This window comes from Caloranaerobacter ferrireducens, assembly GCF_001730685.1.
Taxonomy (GTDB): domain Bacteria; phylum Bacillota; class Clostridia; order Tissierellales; family Thermohalobacteraceae; genus Caloranaerobacter; species Caloranaerobacter ferrireducens.
The window spans coordinates 719,857-734,793 of the sequence record NZ_MDJR01000001.1 but is presented as its reverse complement, the minus strand read 5'-3'; the positions used below and the strand labels follow the sequence as shown (position 1 = coordinate 734,793).

21 protein-coding genes are annotated in these 14,937 nt (G+C 26.6%); all 21 read right to left on the bottom strand.

Features of this window, described 5'->3' with window-relative positions; all coding sequences use genetic code 11:
• Positions 1–8 precede the first annotated feature (8 nt).
• The 21 genes from BFN48_RS03590 to BFN48_RS03490 all read right to left on the bottom strand — a co-directional run bounded on the left by BFN48_RS03590 (position 9) and on the right by BFN48_RS03490 (position 14,929).
• Complete coding sequence (locus BFN48_RS03590; RefSeq protein ID WP_069649740.1) at positions 9–965, bottom strand: tRNA (adenosine(37)-N6)-threonylcarbamoyltransferase complex transferase subunit TsaD; 957 nt, start codon at positions 963–965, stop codon at positions 9–11.
• The gene (gene nusB / locus BFN48_RS03585) at positions 958–1,371 is read right to left on the bottom strand and encodes a transcription antitermination factor NusB (protein WP_069649483.1); all 414 of its coding nucleotides are present in this window, start codon (positions 1,369–1,371) and stop codon (positions 958–960) included. The genes BFN48_RS03590 and nusB overlap by 8 nt, the downstream gene beginning before the upstream one ends.
• 57 nt (positions 1,372–1,428) lie before the next feature.
• The gene (locus BFN48_RS03580; protein WP_069649482.1) at positions 1,429–1,656 is read right to left on the bottom strand and encodes a DUF2273 domain-containing protein; all 228 of its coding nucleotides are present in this window, start codon (positions 1,654–1,656) and stop codon (positions 1,429–1,431) included.
• Between the two features lie 16 nt (positions 1,657–1,672).
• Complete coding sequence (gene amaP, locus BFN48_RS03575) at positions 1,673–2,212, bottom strand: alkaline shock response membrane anchor protein AmaP (protein ID WP_069649481.1); 540 nt, start codon at positions 2,210–2,212, stop codon at positions 1,673–1,675.
• Positions 2,213–2,274: 62 nt separating this feature from the next.
• Positions 2,275–2,676 carry an Asp23/Gls24 family envelope stress response protein gene (locus BFN48_RS03570; RefSeq protein ID WP_069649480.1) on the bottom strand — a complete coding sequence of 134 codons (402 nt, stop codon included), beginning with the start codon at positions 2,674–2,676 and terminating at the stop codon, positions 2,275–2,277.
• 71 nt (positions 2,677–2,747) lie between these two features.
• A complete protein-coding gene (locus BFN48_RS03565) occupies positions 2,748–3,419 on the bottom strand; it encodes a SpoIIIAH-like family protein (protein ID WP_069649479.1) in 672 nt (223 codons plus the stop codon).
• 16 nt (positions 3,420–3,435) lie between these two features.
• On the bottom strand, positions 3,436–4,023 hold the full coding sequence (locus tag BFN48_RS03560) for a hypothetical protein (protein ID WP_069649478.1): 588 nt from the start codon (positions 4,021–4,023) through the stop codon (positions 3,436–3,438).
• Between the two features lie 18 nt (positions 4,024–4,041).
• A complete protein-coding gene (gene spoIIIAF / locus BFN48_RS03555) occupies positions 4,042–4,677 on the bottom strand; it encodes a stage III sporulation protein AF (protein WP_069649477.1) in 636 nt (211 codons plus the stop codon).
• Between the two features lie 12 nt (positions 4,678–4,689).
• A complete protein-coding gene (spoIIIAE, locus tag BFN48_RS03550) occupies positions 4,690–5,865 on the bottom strand; it encodes a stage III sporulation protein AE (protein ID WP_069649476.1) in 1,176 nt (391 codons plus the stop codon).
• 16 nt (positions 5,866–5,881) lie between these two features.
• Positions 5,882–6,268, bottom strand: coding sequence for a stage III sporulation protein AD (gene spoIIIAD, locus BFN48_RS03545; protein ID WP_069649475.1), 387 nt, complete (start codon positions 6,266–6,268; stop codon positions 5,882–5,884).
• Positions 6,269–6,281: 13 nt separating this feature from the next.
• Entirely contained in the window at positions 6,282–6,479 is a 198-nt protein-coding gene (gene spoIIIAC / locus BFN48_RS03540; protein WP_035161176.1) for a stage III sporulation protein AC, read from the bottom strand.
• Positions 6,480–6,496: 17 nt separating this feature from the next.
• On the bottom strand, positions 6,497–7,021 hold the full coding sequence (gene spoIIIAB / locus BFN48_RS03535; RefSeq protein WP_083238766.1) for a stage III sporulation protein SpoIIIAB: 525 nt from the start codon (positions 7,019–7,021) through the stop codon (positions 6,497–6,499).
• A 3-nt stretch (positions 7,022–7,024) separates the two neighbouring features.
• The gene (gene spoIIIAA / locus BFN48_RS03530; RefSeq protein WP_083238765.1) at positions 7,025–8,044 is read right to left on the bottom strand and encodes a stage III sporulation protein AA; all 1,020 of its coding nucleotides are present in this window, start codon (positions 8,042–8,044) and stop codon (positions 7,025–7,027) included.
• A gap of 110 nt (positions 8,045–8,154) precedes the next feature.
• Complete coding sequence (locus BFN48_RS03525) at positions 8,155–8,559, bottom strand: CD1247 N-terminal domain-containing protein (RefSeq protein ID WP_069649474.1); 405 nt, start codon at positions 8,557–8,559, stop codon at positions 8,155–8,157.
• Positions 8,560–8,605: 46 nt separating this feature from the next.
• Positions 8,606–9,163, bottom strand: coding sequence for an elongation factor P (gene efp / locus BFN48_RS03520; protein ID WP_054870146.1), 558 nt, complete (start codon positions 9,161–9,163; stop codon positions 8,606–8,608).
• Positions 9,164–9,177: 14 nt separating this feature from the next.
• On the bottom strand, positions 9,178–10,284 hold the full coding sequence (locus BFN48_RS03515) for a M24 family metallopeptidase (protein WP_069649473.1): 1,107 nt from the start codon (positions 10,282–10,284) through the stop codon (positions 9,178–9,180).
• Positions 10,244–10,702, bottom strand: a complete 459-nt coding sequence (gene aroQ / locus BFN48_RS03510) for a type II 3-dehydroquinate dehydratase (RefSeq protein WP_069649472.1) — start codon at positions 10,700–10,702, stop codon at positions 10,244–10,246. The genes BFN48_RS03515 and aroQ overlap by 41 nt, the downstream gene beginning before the upstream one ends.
• A gap of 77 nt (positions 10,703–10,779) precedes the next feature.
• Positions 10,780–11,301 (bottom strand): shikimate kinase, encoded by a 522-nt coding sequence (locus tag BFN48_RS03505; RefSeq protein ID WP_069649471.1) that lies wholly within the window; start codon positions 11,299–11,301, stop codon positions 10,780–10,782.
• Positions 11,302–11,305: 4 nt separating this feature from the next.
• Complete coding sequence (locus BFN48_RS03500; protein ID WP_069649470.1) at positions 11,306–11,584, bottom strand: late competence development ComFB family protein; 279 nt, start codon at positions 11,582–11,584, stop codon at positions 11,306–11,308.
• A 17-nt stretch (positions 11,585–11,601) separates the two neighbouring features.
• Positions 11,602–12,042, bottom strand: a complete 441-nt coding sequence (locus BFN48_RS03495; RefSeq protein WP_069649469.1) for a pilus assembly FimT family protein — start codon at positions 12,040–12,042, stop codon at positions 11,602–11,604.
• 19 nt (positions 12,043–12,061) lie between these two features.
• The gene (locus tag BFN48_RS03490; protein WP_069649468.1) at positions 12,062–14,929 is read right to left on the bottom strand and encodes a vWA domain-containing protein; all 2,868 of its coding nucleotides are present in this window, start codon (positions 14,927–14,929) and stop codon (positions 12,062–12,064) included.
• Positions 14,930–14,937: the final 8 nt, after the last annotated feature.

The following is a 14,937-nucleotide window of genomic DNA, read 5'->3' as shown; positions in this document are numbered from 1 at the left end:
CTATAATCCTATAATCCATCTTTAGTTAATCCAAGATATGCTATTCCAATAGCATTGTCAGTACAAAATTTTCTATCCGGAAAAAACAATTTCCCAATACCTTTATTAACTATATCATCCTCCAACTTCTTTCTTATATAAATATTAGATCCAACACCCCCTACAACTAAAATATTATTTATTTTAAATACTCTAATTGCTTCTTCAATAATATTACTTAAAGATCTAGCAATACAATTAAATAGTGCTAATGCTACATTCTCTGGTCTATCAATGTGCTGTTTTATAATCCTTTTGAAAAAAGTCTCTGGACCAGAAAAATTTATCCATGTTGTATTAGTACTAACTGGAATATCCTTTTCTATAAAACTACCACTAATTGATAGTTCGTCCAAATATGGACCACAAGGAAAAGGTAATCCTAACTCAACTCCTATTCTATCTATTAACTGTCCAGCACTAATATCTAAAGTACCACCTATTTGTTCTATTGAAAAATTATTATTTTTATTTTCTATGAGTAAAAGCTCTGTAGTCCCTCCTGAAATATGTAAGGCTAAGAATCTTTCTAAATGTTGAATAGTACAACTTAAAATACCTGCTGCTATGTGTCCATCTTGATGTGAGAACTCTTTATAATCTGCGCCTAAAACTTTTGCTAATATAAATGCATGTCCTTGTGCAACCTTAAAAACTGGCATATAAGAATCTGTAATACTTCTTGGTTTTACACTAGCTGATACAGTTTTAATTTTATTTACTTCAATTTCATTTGCTATGCGATTAAATATTTCAGGTAGATTATTTATGTGCTGAAAAACTGCTTCTTGTTGCCTTAATCCTAAGCTTCCTTTCTTTACTTTTAATAATTTCCTCAAATCAATAATTATTTTGCCATCATCATTTAATACTGCAACAGAAGTTGTATATGCACTCGTATCTATTCCTAGATGATAACTACCCATTAATATCATTCCATTCTTTTACAAAGCCACCCAATAATCCGTTAATAAATCTACTAGATTCTTCTGTACTATATTTTTTGCTAATTTCAAGAGCTTCATTTATTGAAACTTCAACAGGTATATCATCCATATACATTATTTCAAATATCGCTAATCTTAAGATAGATAAATCTACTTTTGCTATTCTATTTATTTTCCATCCTTCTGAATATTTTTCTATTTTTGAATCTATTATTGATAATTTTTCAATTATATGTTTAAAAACTCTATCTAGATACTCTATTTCATCTTTTTTAAAACGATTATTTTTTAAAAAATTCTCTTTTGTTTGTTCTGTAAAATCTTCATTTATCTCCATTTGATATAATAACTTTACAGCTGTTTCTCTTGCAATTTTTCTACTCATACTTATACACCTCATCTCTTGTTGTATTATTTTTCCTTATATTTTAAAAAGTATGTATTATCTATATTTAGCTGGTGGTAAAATTCTATCAAGTATTTCCTTTAAATCTTCTCTCTTATCAATTTTATTACCAAAATAGTAACCAGCATAAACACACATACAAATAAACAACGTTTTAAATAAGCCAATCAAAAGAACAATTATTGCAATTAAAAAACCTAATACACTACCAATTATTTTACCTTGATGTTTTTGGAATAATTCTATTAATTTATCTTTATACACTTTTAACACCTCTTATTTACTTAATTGTCCTAACTTGAGAAGCAATTTCACTAATCTTAAACTTAACTTCTCTAACCTTAATTCCAGAACAATTTTGAACATGTTCTTTTACCTTTTCTTGTATTTTGAAAATTATCTCAGGTATATTAACATTAGGACTGACTCTTACATTAATCAATATTATTAGTTCATCATCAATTATTTCAACATTTGCCTTAACATCTTTTATTTCATTAAAACTATTTGTAACACTATAAGTTAAACCTTCTATTGTTTGAGTTGATATCTTAAGTTCTCCTAAACTTGTGTATTTAATTATATATTTACTCTTTTTATTTCTTTTAACTCCAGAAAATAAAAGTCTTAAACTTATTAACAATACTGCTAAACCTATTAATATTATCCAATACTTCCCTTCTAGGTTATTTAAAAAGATGACTATCTCATCAATAATATTATTTTGTATTATATTAAAAGGCAGTACAATTATAACAATTGAAATTAATACAAGAAATATAGTGAAAACCGCAAAAACAATTCTATCAAATATATTCATTATAACACCTTCCTTAAAAATATTTAAATTAACCCTCTGAAAAATCAGAGGGTTTAAATCTATTATCGTACTCTTGGTTGCAACTGTTGTTCTTCTTCCTTAGTTTCTTTTTCTATATGAACACCTTGAACATGTATATTTACTTCTACTACATTTAAACCTGTCATAGTCTGTACCGCGTTTTTTACGCTCTCTTGTATCTCCCATGCTACTTCAGGTATCTTAGCTCCATATTCAACAATTATGTATAAATCTATTGCAGCTTCCTTCTCTCCTACTTCTACTTTTACACCTTTTGATAAATTTTTTCTTCCTAGCATTTCTGAAATACCACCAGCAATTCCGCCACTCATACCTGCAACTCCTTTTACTTCAGTTGCAGCTAACCCTGCAATAATACCTACAACTTCATCTGCTATTTTAATTTGTCCATATTCACTAGCTTTATTATTTATCTCAGCCATTTACTTCACCCCCTAAAATCTCTACAACACATAAATATTATACCAAACCCATCAACATTTGACAAATACAACTAATACTTTTTCATTATTTTTATTGCTGAAGGTTCAAAATCAGTCTCACTTTTGACTATTTCCAGAATTTTCATTACATCCTGCTCACTAAGTATATCTGCTGAAACAATTACTCTTACACTATCATCTTTTAAAAAAACGAGTGCGTCTTCAAACCCTTTAGCTTTTATTAAACCTTCAATTAATAATTCTTTCTCTGAAATATTCCCAATTCTTATTATTTCTTCTTGTGCTTTTTTCCTGATCTCTGCATCTGTTTTTTCATTATTAATAATATTATTTAGTCTTTCAACTAAACTTGCACGTAATTTATCTCTCGAAAGTCTATATTCTACAAAATAATTATTACTCTTACGATTTTCTTCTTTTGTAATACTTTCTTCTATTGCATTTTCAGTTTTATTTGTTAATGAGGATATAGCACTATCTTTACTATCAATAATTTTATCATCTTTATTTATATCTTCATTTTGTATATAATCAGTAGAAATAGTTTCTACAGTTTTATTATCCTCCATAAATACATCTTCTAAATTCTTATCTTCATACCTCTCATATTCACTTGTAGTTTCTAATAATGCCTGTTTAGTGATTGAATGATTAATATAACCAATAATTGTCAAAACTATTATCAATGATACTAATAATAAAGTTCTTTTCTTAATAACCATACATCTCTCCCCCCTATTAATTACTAGAAAATATTTCTACTTTATTACCACTTATTCCCAATACTGTTTTTACAGCATTATAAAGTTTTTCCTTTATGTATAAATCATCTGCCCCTTCTGCTACTACAATAACTCCTTTTACTTTTGGTTTAACTTCTTTAATTATTACTAATGCATTATTATTGTTGCCATTAGTAACTACTTGTTCTGAATAATCTTGTTTAAAAACTTCTCTAATACCTCCCTTTGAATCTTTTTCACTTGTTTTTTCTTCCGTTTTAGTTGTATTGATTGCTGGTATCCTCTCGGCTGTATCTTCTAGTGTTACCATTACTTTAACCTCTCCAACTCCCTTTATCTTACTCAATATATCTTCTAATTTTTTTTCAATTGTATTTGCATAATCTTCTATTATTTTACTGTTTTTTTGTGAAATGCTACTTTCTTTATACAAAACTGTTTTAGGTACGTTTTTTTTGCTGGTTTCTTCCACTAAAGAACTTGTAGCTATCAAAATAATTGCTCCTAAAATAATAATTATCATTAGTGTAGTCATAAGATTATTATTATCAAACTTTTCTTTTAATAAATCTAGTATTTTCATAAAAATCCTCCTAACCTTTCACTGGTATATAATTGAAATGCTTTCTTTTGGCAGCTTATAATTATTCGAAATTAGTGTTTTTATTTCATCTACTTTAGAATCAATCCTCTCACTATTTTCTATCTTTTCTGTCTCGATACTTTTTAAATTAACTTCTATTTCTTCTACTGGCTCAATATTTATGGAGCACTTATCATAAGTATTTTTATTTTCTAAAGCAGTATATTCTTGACTTAATACTAAATTTATTTTTTTTATTTTCCCAAAATTTTCTGTTTCTTTTTTTTCAACATCGATATTTATTTCTATAACTTTATATCTAAAATTATCTTCAATAGTTTTTTTTATATGTCTTTTAATTTTATCTTTATACAATTTTATTGTTTGATTTTCTTGATTTCTCCTATAATCATCATTTATGTAAAAATTTTTTTCTGAATTCAACATAATATTTTTAAATACTTCTTTTTCTATATTTATATCGCTACTTAACAATTTTATGAATGGATTTAATATTGTAATTATTAAAAGAAAACCAGTTGTAATATTTATATATTTTTTCAGATCACTCTTAGGTAATATTATTTCAAGAAAAGTTATAAGTACAACCAATGTCACTATTGTAATACTCCACTGTCGCAGTAAACTTATCAAAAATTACCACCTCTACCTTAACATAGTCGTTATATTGCCAGCTCCAACAATTATTGTAACAGCTATAAAAAACATTATGCCTACTGAAATAATTACAGCGAATATCATCATAAGAGATTTCGAAATTTCGTTTAAGCATTGAATTATTCTACTATCTGAAATTGGTTCAATTACAACAGTTGTAAATTTATAAATTAAAATTAAAGATATTATTTTAACAATTGGAATAACACAAATCATAAATATTAAAATTAACCCAATTACACCTATAGCATTTTTTAGTAGTAAAGAACAACTAATAACAGTATCAATAGCCTCAGATAGAAAACCACCTACAATTGGTATAAAAGAATCTACTGCAAATTTTGCTGTTTTAATAGTAACCCCGTCTAATTTTGAGGTTGCAACTCCATGAATTGACATAATACCTAAGAAAATAGTTAATAACATACCTAATATGGTAGTTGTTATTTGTCTAATAACACTAGATAATTTTGAAATCTGCACTTTATCAGATAATTTACTAATTATTCCTATTATTGCTGAAAAAAAAATCAAAGGTAATATAATATTTTTCATAAATGTGCTCATTATACTCACACTACTAAGAATAATTGGCTTAAAAATAGCTGCACTTGTAATTCCTCCTACTGCCAATAAAAGAGTTATTAAAATTGGCAACAAAGCCTGCATAAATAAAACCATTTCATCTATAGCTTTGTTAGCTAAACTCATTGAAACTACAAAACTTTTCATTGCAATAGCAATTAACAACATATAACAAACATAAAACGCTAATTCACCAACCGTATTCCTTTCAAACGCACTTTGAATATTTGTTAATACTGCACAAAGAATTGCTAATATCAAAATCTGTCCCAATAGTTTTGAATTAATTATTATTTCTTTAAATATTAAAGTCAGAAAATTTTTTAATACTTCTTCAAAAGAAAATACTTTTTCACCTTTTAGTAAAGATTTTATATAAGTTAAAATATCTATTTTATTTAAATATTGCTCATTATTTTTTGTAATATTATCAATAATGCTTTGTAATTCTTTTATATTTAATTTTTCAAGTTGTTCTTCTATAATATTATCTACTCCAATATTATCTCCTACTGCAACAACATACTCTGGTATAAAACATAAAATTATTATTAATAATAGTAGAAATTTATTACTCATTAGTACCACCTAAATCCTATGGCATTATTTTTAAAATTAAATCTAATACTGCTAATAATATTGGTATTGATAAAGCCATTATCAGTATTTTCCCGGCTAATTCAATTTTAGATGCTATTGTCTCTTCTCCTGCATCTCTTGAAATCTGAGCACCAAATTCAGCTATATATGCAATACCAATAATTTTAAGTATTGTAGAAAAATATATGAAATCTATATCAATTCTTTGAGCTAAACTACTTAGCACCTTAATCACATAACTTAACTTTGAAATAACAAAAATAAAAATTATTAAACCTGTTATTATACTAATTTGTAAAGATATTTCTGGCTTCTCCTGTTTTAATAAAACAGCCAAAATAGTAGCTATAATGCCTATTCCAACAATCTGTACAATTTCCATAAGCATCATCCTATCAATATAAGTTAAATATTGTTTTTACATTATCAAATAATTTACTAATCAAATTTATAACCATCATTAGTACAACTACTAATCCTACTAATGTAGTCATCATAGCCTGTTCTTCTCTACCTGCTCTTATTAAAACTTGATTCAATACAGACACTAGTATTCCAATAGCAGCTATTTTAAAAATTAAATCAACATTCATATTAACTCTCCCTTCATCTAAAATAAAAGAATTACTATGGCTAATCCTGTTAATATACCTAAGTTTTTGTAAAGTTTTTCATTTACCTGTTTTTTTTCTTCTGCATCTTTTTGACAGTTTTCCAGTTGTGTTAACACAAGTTTAAAATGTTTTTGTTGATCATCTCTATCGCTTATTCCTAAAACTCTTCCTAATGACATTAAGGTTTCTATATCTTCAAAATTTAGATGTAGTTTTTTAGATAAATTTTCTGCCTGTTGAAAAAAAGCTTCATACACATTCATTTGCTTATTAACTAATAGTGAATCTTTTAAATCTTTGAATATAAAAGAAACACTCTTGTCACATTTATTGTATACATTTTCCAATGCTTCTGGTAATGGTGTGGAACAATATACAATTTCTGTTTCTAATAACTGTATGCAATTCTGTAACTTTACTAAATTTATAAATCTTTTATTATATCGATTTGCTAAATAATAGCCTATAAAAGTACAAGAAAGTATTATTGTTATACTAGTAATTACTCTAATTATAAACATAACCTATACCTCTTTCTTAATAATTGATTTATAAGTCTTACCATCTATGATATCCTCTATTGTTCCTACACCTTTTCTATTACTTAATAATATAATTCTCTCAAATATATTCTCTTTTAAAATCTGTTTTAAATAAGGTCTTGTTAGTAGATCATTAATACTTTCACCATGTACTGTTGAAATAATCTTAACCCCTGCTTTTAAAGCTTGGTGAATAGCAACAATATCTTTCTCTTCTCCTAATTCATCTGTAGCAATTACATTTGGAGACATTGATCTTAATAAGAGCATCATACCATCATGTTTACGGCAACTATCCAATACATCCGTTCTAAGACCAATATCCTTTTGTGGATAACCTTTATAAATACCTGCTATTTCAGTTCTTTCATCAACAACCCCTATTTTTAAACCATGAAAATTTAATTTAGGAATGCCATTACTCAAATTCCTAATCAAATCCCTGAGTAATGTTGTTTTTCCACATTGTGGAGGAGAAACAATCAAAGTATTATATATTGTGTTTTTATTTTTAATTACGTATTTAATAACTCTATCAGATACACCTTTTTTTTCACGAGCTATTCTTATATTTAAAGATGAAATTTCTTTTATTGTATAAATATTGTTATTTCTATATAATACTTTTCCAGTAATACCAATTCTATGCCCACCACTAATTGTAATAAATCCATTTCGAATCTCTTCCTCAAAAGCATATATTGAATAATTACTTATTAATTGAAAAGTATTTTTAATATTCTTTTCATTTACTATATAAGCATCATATACATTTTCTGTTAAAGCACCATTATCTTTTATAAATAAATCTTTTCCATCATAATTAATAGCTAAAGGTCTGCCTATTCTTAGTCTTATTTCTTCAACACGTTTTCTAGTTAATAAAGGTATCTTTTTCAAAATGTTTGATAAGTCAAGGTCTAAATATCTTAATATCTGTTCAAATCCATCTGTTTTTTTATATAAATTATTTTCATAAACTTTAATCATTTGTTCTTTCATAACCTGTCCCCCCTTTATAAATAAGTATGAATAATATTAAATAATATGATTAATATATTAAAATATTAGATAAATAATTAAAGCCTGATGTCTTAGACATCAGGCTTTAATTATTTATCTTTTAATTCTATTGTTGCGTGACAATTTGGGCATTCTGTATCTTCTTCATCTAAAAGGTCTCTTTCAAAATATATCATTTCATTACAACTTGGGCATTGTATTTCTACATAATCTATATCATCTTCTTCATCATATAGAAAATCATCATCAAATAAATCATCTTCGTCAATTTCACCAAACAATTCATCCTCTACTTCAGTTAAATCCTCATCAATTGCATCTACATACTCTTCTAATTCCTCTTGTTCTTCATATAGCTCACTAATCGCATCTGAAAAATCTTCTAAAGTATCAATAATATGCATAAGTAATCTGCCTTCTTTTGTTGATTCATCAATATCAAGTCCTTCAGCTAATCCTCTTAGATAAGCAATCTTCTCATATAAGTAATCCATGAGATGCACCTCCTATTTTATTTGTTAATCTTAAAATTATTATTGCCTATACTCTTGATAAATACTCACCTGTTCTAGTGTCAATCTTTATTTTATCCCCAATATTTATGAATAATGGAACTTGTACTACAGCTCCAGTTTCAACAGTAGCTGGCTTTGTTCCACCTGTTGCAGTATCTCCCTTAACTCCTGGTTCTGTATGCGTAACAACTAACTCAACAAAATTAGGAGGTACTACCTCAAACGGCTTACCTTCATGGAATCTCATAACTGCTACATCATTTTCTTTAATATACTTTAATGCATGCTCTACTTTATCATAATTTAATGGTATTTGTTCATATGTTTCAGTATCCATAAAATAATATAATTCCCCATCATTATAAAGATATTGCATTTCTTTTGTTTCAATATGAGCTTTAGGGAACTTATCAGATGGATTGAAAGCAATATCTTTAATTGCACCAGTTTTTAAATTTTTAATTTTTGTTCTAACAAAAGCTGCACCTTTTCCAGGTTTAACATGTTGAAAGTCAATAACTTGATAAATTTCACCGTCCATTTCAAAAGTTAGACCTTTTCTAAAATCTCCTGCTGAAATCATTACAATACCTCCCATTAACTTATTTCTATTAATTCTTTTGTTGTTTTAGACAGCACTTTATAGCCATCTTCTGTAACTAAAACTAAATCCTCGATCCTAACTCCTCCAAAGTTAGGTATGTATATACCAGGTTCATCTGTAATAATCATACCTGGTTTTAAAACTATTTTACCCATTTCATTTTGTGCAAGTCTCGGATTTTCATGGATCTCTAAACCAACTCCATGACCTAAACCATGCCCGAAACATTCTCCATAACCATAACTATCAATAATATCTCTTGCTATTTTATCTACTTCAAAACCTTTTATACCTGGTTTTATTGCCTTAAGCGACTCTTTTTGAGCTTCCAGTACAATATTATATATTTTTTTCTGCTTTTCATTAGCTTTCCCCATAACAATAGTTCTAGTCATGTCAGAACAATATCCTTTATAAATACACCCTATATCAATAGTTACAAAATCACCTTCTTCAATTATTTTATCAGAAGCTACTCCATGTGGCATTGCAGACCTTTTTCCTGATGCTATTATAAATTTAAATGAAGGTCCTTCTGCACCTAGTTTTTTCATAAAATATTCTAACTCTATAGCTATATCTAACTCTTTTACTCCAACCTTAATAAAATCTAATATATGATTAAATGCTTTATCTGTAATTTCAGCTGCGCTTTTTATTAGTTCAATTTCTTCTTTATCTTTTATCATTCTTATATTTTCTAAAGCTCCATTAAGTGGTACTATGTTTATATTGCTACATTTTTCTTCTAAATTATTAACAAATTGCAAAGTTACAAAATTATCCTCAATACCTAGCCTTTTAACTTTTAATTCGTTTAATACATCAAAAATTGTATGTACTGAATTTAATTCAATTACTTTGAATCCTTCACATTGCTTACTCACCTGTTCTAGATATCTAAAATCAGTAGCTACATAATTTTCTTCGCCAGTTATTATTACATATCCTGAAGTTCCTGTAAACCCACTTATATATCTTCTATTTTCTGGCTTGAAAATAATTACAGAATCTATATTAACTTCTTTCATGTGTTTCTTTAATTTTTCAATTCTTACATTATTGACTATCAGATTTATCACCTCCAGCAATAATTTCATATAGTGCTTCTATAGCTATAATATATCCTAAATAACCTAGTCCACATATTTGACCTGTACAAACTGGAGCTATCACTGACTTATGTCTAAATTCCTCTCTTTTATAAATGTTTGTCAAATGCACTTCTATTGTTGGAATATCCAATATTTCTATTGCATCTCTAATTGCAATACTGTAATGTGTATACGCTCCAGGATTAATTATTATTCCATCGTAATAATCTTTAGCAATATGTATTTTATCAATAATATCTCCTTCATAATTTGATTGAAAAGTTTCAACTTCTACACCTAAATCTCTACCTTTGTTTTTAATCATTTCGTTAAGATTTTCTAAATTAATATTTCCATATATTCTTTTATCTCTAAATCCAAGCATATTTAGGTTTGGTCCATGTATAACTAATATCTTCTTCATATTTGAAAAACACATCCTTAAACATTCTTATTATATATTACCATAAATCCAATTCTTTGAATAGAATAACTTTATAACTACTTTTGCAAATTATAAATATTTATAATTTCTTCAGCAATGACATCTCTATTTTTATTATCTATGTTAATAATATAATCTGCACTATTATAATACAGTTCTTTTCTTCTTAAAAAAAGCTCTACAGCTTTTTTCTCCCAATCTGTACCTTTTAATAAAGGTCTTTTTTCTATATTACCATATAGATTATTAATAATTGTATTAAAATTACCATCTAAAAGAAATATAATCCCCTTTTCCTTAAGTATTTCTATATTACTTTTATTTAATACTATTCCACCACCAGTTGAAATCACTATGTTTTCCTTTTTAGATATTTTTGATATAACTTTACTTTCAATTTTTCTAAAATAACTTTCACCATATTTTTCGAATATATAACTTATTCTACATTCACAATCTCTTTCAATTATACTGTCAGTATCATAAAATTCCATATTTAGTTTTTTCGAAATATGCTTACCAATATAAGTTTTACCAGTACCCATAAATCCTATTAAAACTATATTCTTTTTTTTCATTTTATCACCATATATCACTATCATGTTTCGGTTTTTTTGAAACTATTTCAATCGCCTTTGTAACTTCTTTCAAAACATCTACATCAAACTGTACTTCCATACCATCTACTTTTGTAAATAGTTCTCCTTTTTCAGTAACTATATATCTTGGTGGTAAATTATTTAATGCAATGGCCGCAATATCCAACTTGCATTTTTTACATTTACAAACTTTTGGATATTTTTCAATTACTAAATCTATCATTCTAACAACAACATCTTCCATATAATTGTATAACTTCATTTAATCACCTCTTACAATTAATCTTTTATATCTGTCATTAGTATCCTCCCACTTGCAGGTACGATTGTTATTTCACAGTATCTATTTGTTTCTAAATCAAGTAGCCTTATCGTAGTACCTCCATAAGTTGGAGCACCATTTAGATTGAACATAATCTCACTTTGAGAATAAATTAATTTATAATTATCTTTTAAATCTACTTTATTAATTTGGATTGTACCTTTTAATACTCTATAACTTTTTTCCTCTAGTAATATTCTATAAGCTCCACCTTCCGCCATTCTTAACATTCTAATATTTCGAATGTCATTACATAACATTTTACCTTGTTCCAATAATTCATAGTCATTAATTTTTATTTTAGGAATAACTATTAATAGTACTAAAGATATTAAAGTAAGCACAACTAGCAATTCTATGACAGTTAAACCTTTAATTTCTTTTGAGTTAAAAATCAATTATTACACCTACCTAACTTTACTCGATTTTAGGTAAAGGTTTTATATTAATCTCTAAATCTTTTACACTATCATTTATAGAAAATCTATTTAAAATACTAAGGCCTTCTGTATCTAAATTCTCAACTAAAGGTCTAAATGTATATACCAATAATAATTTACTTTCAAAAATATCACTATACTTTCCCAAGTCAATATTCACAATTATTTCATTATCACTAGATTGTATATTTATATCCTGTTGATTTATTGTTACTTTACGTACAATAGAACCTTCATTAATTATATATATATCAAATTTAAGTTCCCCTAGTAACTTAACTTTATTAATCCTATCTTTATTTAAATGTAAAGTTAAAGTATCTGCTTCACTATCTATCCTAAAAATAATACCAAATTTAACTTCATAACCATTCACAATATTAATACTATTGTCTTCATATTTCTTTAATTGAACACCATTTACTAGAATCCCATGGCCTATAATTCTATTCAATTTAGGTAAATTTAGAGTTATAAATCCAATATTACCATTTAAATCTTTAGCCTTTATTTTTATTTGCTTATTAGAAAATTTTTCAGTCAATGTAATCTCCGCTTTTGTATTAATTTCATTATATAGGATATTGATGTTACTATTATCGAAAATCTCATCTTCAGAAATAACTTCATCATTGTTTAAATCGGATTCAAGCCATACCTTTTCAACTTTTTCATCAAAATTAGTTATTAATTTGAAATCCTTTAACTCAGTATCTATTAGAGGTGATTTTGCGTCAACATCTATTCTAAAAGTTTTATAAATTATATTATTATATTGATTCCTCGCTTTCACTAAAATCTCATTCAATCCATCTATTAAAACAACATTAGCTGCATAAACCCCTTTATCAGTAACTTTATTTTCCTGAACCTTAACCCCATTTATTAGAATTTCTTCTATAATTGAATTCTCTTCTGTTGATAACCCTAGCCAAACAGGTCTTTCTAAATCATTATGCTCATACTCCTCTAAATTTATTGAATCTAAACATAAATAAGGCACTGTCTCTATAACCTTATTTCCTGATAAATCTGTAGCTGTTATAATCAAACTGTTGTTTTGAATATCTTGTTGTAAATTTATCATAAATTCTTTTATTTCATCAATTTCAAAAGAATCTTCTCTACAATCAATAGTATTTATGACTTCATCATTGTACAATACTTCAATAAAAGATGGCTCATTTACTGAAATATTTAATACTTTATTTACAGAATCAGTTTCAAAAATTAATTCTGCATCTAAAATAGGAGGTTCTGTCTCATAAACTGATATATCAATTACGGGAAAATACCTAATTCTTTCCTTTCCATCTATATCTTTATAGCTAACATATGATTTATTTTCACCTTCTATATTTCCCAATTGATATTTTCCTACTTTATTTGCTTTTACTTTTATCCAAAAATATATTGGCTCAGCTATGAACTCTTTTCGCTCTTTATCTAATTTATATGTTATACTTCCAATATTACCAATTACAGTATTATCTTCAACTTTTAATCCTTCTGATGCACTTAATATCTCAAACCCATCTGGTATCGTTTCTTTAAAAAATACATTATGTATTGGCAAGTCACTACAAATTTCGTCTGCTAAAGATTGATATACTTCATCTAATACATCTCCATCTTCTGCCTTTTTAAAGTATCCACCTGAACTATCAGCTATTTGTTTTAGCTTAACTAGATTTGTATCATTACTAAAACCTATCATAAACGATTTGATCTCTAATCCGCCTTTTCTTATCAATTTTTCTCCAACTAATTTTGCATACTTTAAATCCCAATAATCAGCAATACTGCCACCCCAAGTATAGTAATTATTACCATCACCAAAATAATACATACGATTCTTAAAACTATAAGCTGTAGGCTCCCCATCAGTCATCAGTATTAAATACTTTCTAGCACTTTTGTTAGTTGAATTTTTTAGTTTATAATAAGCTTTCCTTAAACCGTCACCTATATTAGTACCGCCATAAGGTTGTAAACTATCTATATCTTTAATTAATTCATTATAATGCTTATTATTAGATAAGTCTGCAAATTCTTTACCTTCATAACTTGAATCCCAAGCTCTTGTATCATAAGGTATTAAACTAACTTTTACTCTATCATCATCTTTTAATTTTTCTAAAAAACGCTTTGTTACAAACTTCATCGCTTCTATTCTTGTTGTTTTATTAATTTTTAAAAATTTTTTTACTTTATTTATACTTTCCATTATATTTCTTATACTATTTCTTATCTTTCTTATATTTTTTATAACTTTTTTATTAACTTCTATTTCTTTTAAATTATTTCTTATGCTGGCAATATTATTATCTATGTCCTCTATTTCTTTATTTATTTTTTTGTTATTAACTTTTACTTTCCCTACATTTCTTTTGATGGATTCTAAATTCTCTTCTATACTTTTCAGCATATTTTCTATATCTACTGCATTCCTTCTTATGAAAGTAACTGGTATACTTGCTATTCTTTTTGTTTCTAAAATATTTGTTATCTTTTCAATGTGCTCTCTTATTTCTATTATTTCTTTACTTTGATTCATATTAATCTTATCTTTCATACTACCCGAAACATCCATGACTAAAACTATCTCTTTGTCCTTGAGGTAATATTCTGGATACACATTATCGATTGATAAATTTTGAGGTTGTATCGTATAGCTAATAATAAATTCTTCTCCTATTTGATATTGATTTTTATCTAAATTTCTTATTAAATTGATTGGTGCTTTTACTTCTTCTTTAAATTCTGCAAATGTATATTTATCAACTATTACTAAATTGAAAATCACAGTAATTACTAAGAAAGATGTAATTAATTTCTTAAACATATTATCGC

Bases quoted from the DNA above. Each gene is read 5' to 3' on its own strand.
- BFN48_RS03590 (WP_069649740.1), bottom strand. From the start codon at position 965: ATGGGTAGTTATCATCTAGGAATAGATACGAGTGCATATACAACTTCT.
- nusB (WP_069649483.1), bottom strand. From the start codon at position 1,371: ATGAGTAGAAAAATTGCAAGAGAAACAGCTGTAAAGTTATTATATCAA.
- amaP (WP_069649481.1), bottom strand. From the start codon at position 2,212: ATGAATATATTTGATAGAATTGTTTTTGCGGTTTTCACTATATTTCTT.
- BFN48_RS03570 (WP_069649480.1), bottom strand. From the start codon at position 2,676: ATGGCTGAGATAAATAATAAAGCTAGTGAATATGGACAAATTAAAATA.
- BFN48_RS03565 (WP_069649479.1), bottom strand. From the start codon at position 3,419: ATGGTTATTAAGAAAAGAACTTTATTATTAGTATCATTGATAATAGTT.
- BFN48_RS03560 (WP_069649478.1), bottom strand. From the start codon at position 4,023: ATGAAAATACTAGATTTATTAAAAGAAAAGTTTGATAATAATAATCTT.
- spoIIIAE (WP_069649476.1), bottom strand. From the start codon at position 5,865: ATGAGTAATAAATTTCTACTATTATTAATAATAATTTTATGTTTTATA.
- spoIIIAD (WP_069649475.1), bottom strand. From the start codon at position 6,268: ATGGAAATTGTACAGATTGTTGGAATAGGCATTATAGCTACTATTTTG.
- spoIIIAC (WP_035161176.1), bottom strand. From the start codon at position 6,479: ATGAATGTTGATTTAATTTTTAAAATAGCTGCTATTGGAATACTAGTG.
- spoIIIAB (WP_083238766.1), bottom strand. From the start codon at position 7,021: ATGTTTATAATTAGAGTAATTACTAGTATAACAATAATACTTTCTTGT.
- spoIIIAA (WP_083238765.1), bottom strand. From the start codon at position 8,044: ATGAAAGAACAAATGATTAAAGTTTATGAAAATAATTTATATAAAAAA.
- BFN48_RS03525 (WP_069649474.1), bottom strand. From the start codon at position 8,559: ATGGATTACTTATATGAGAAGATTGCTTATCTAAGAGGATTAGCTGAA.
- efp (WP_054870146.1), bottom strand. From the start codon at position 9,163: ATGATTTCAGCAGGAGATTTTAGAAAAGGTCTAACTTTTGAAATGGAC.
- BFN48_RS03515 (WP_069649473.1), bottom strand. From the start codon at position 10,284: ATGAAATTATTGCTGGAGGTGATAAATCTGATAGTCAATAATGTAAGA.
- aroQ (WP_069649472.1), bottom strand. From the start codon at position 10,702: ATGAAGAAGATATTAGTTATACATGGACCAAACCTAAATATGCTTGGA.
- BFN48_RS03505 (WP_069649471.1), bottom strand. From the start codon at position 11,301: ATGAAAAAAAAGAATATAGTTTTAATAGGATTTATGGGTACTGGTAAA.
- BFN48_RS03500 (WP_069649470.1), bottom strand. From the start codon at position 11,584: ATGAAGTTATACAATTATATGGAAGATGTTGTTGTTAGAATGATAGAT.
- BFN48_RS03490 (WP_069649468.1), bottom strand. From the start codon at position 14,929: ATGTTTAAGAAATTAATTACATCTTTCTTAGTAATTACTGTGATTTTC.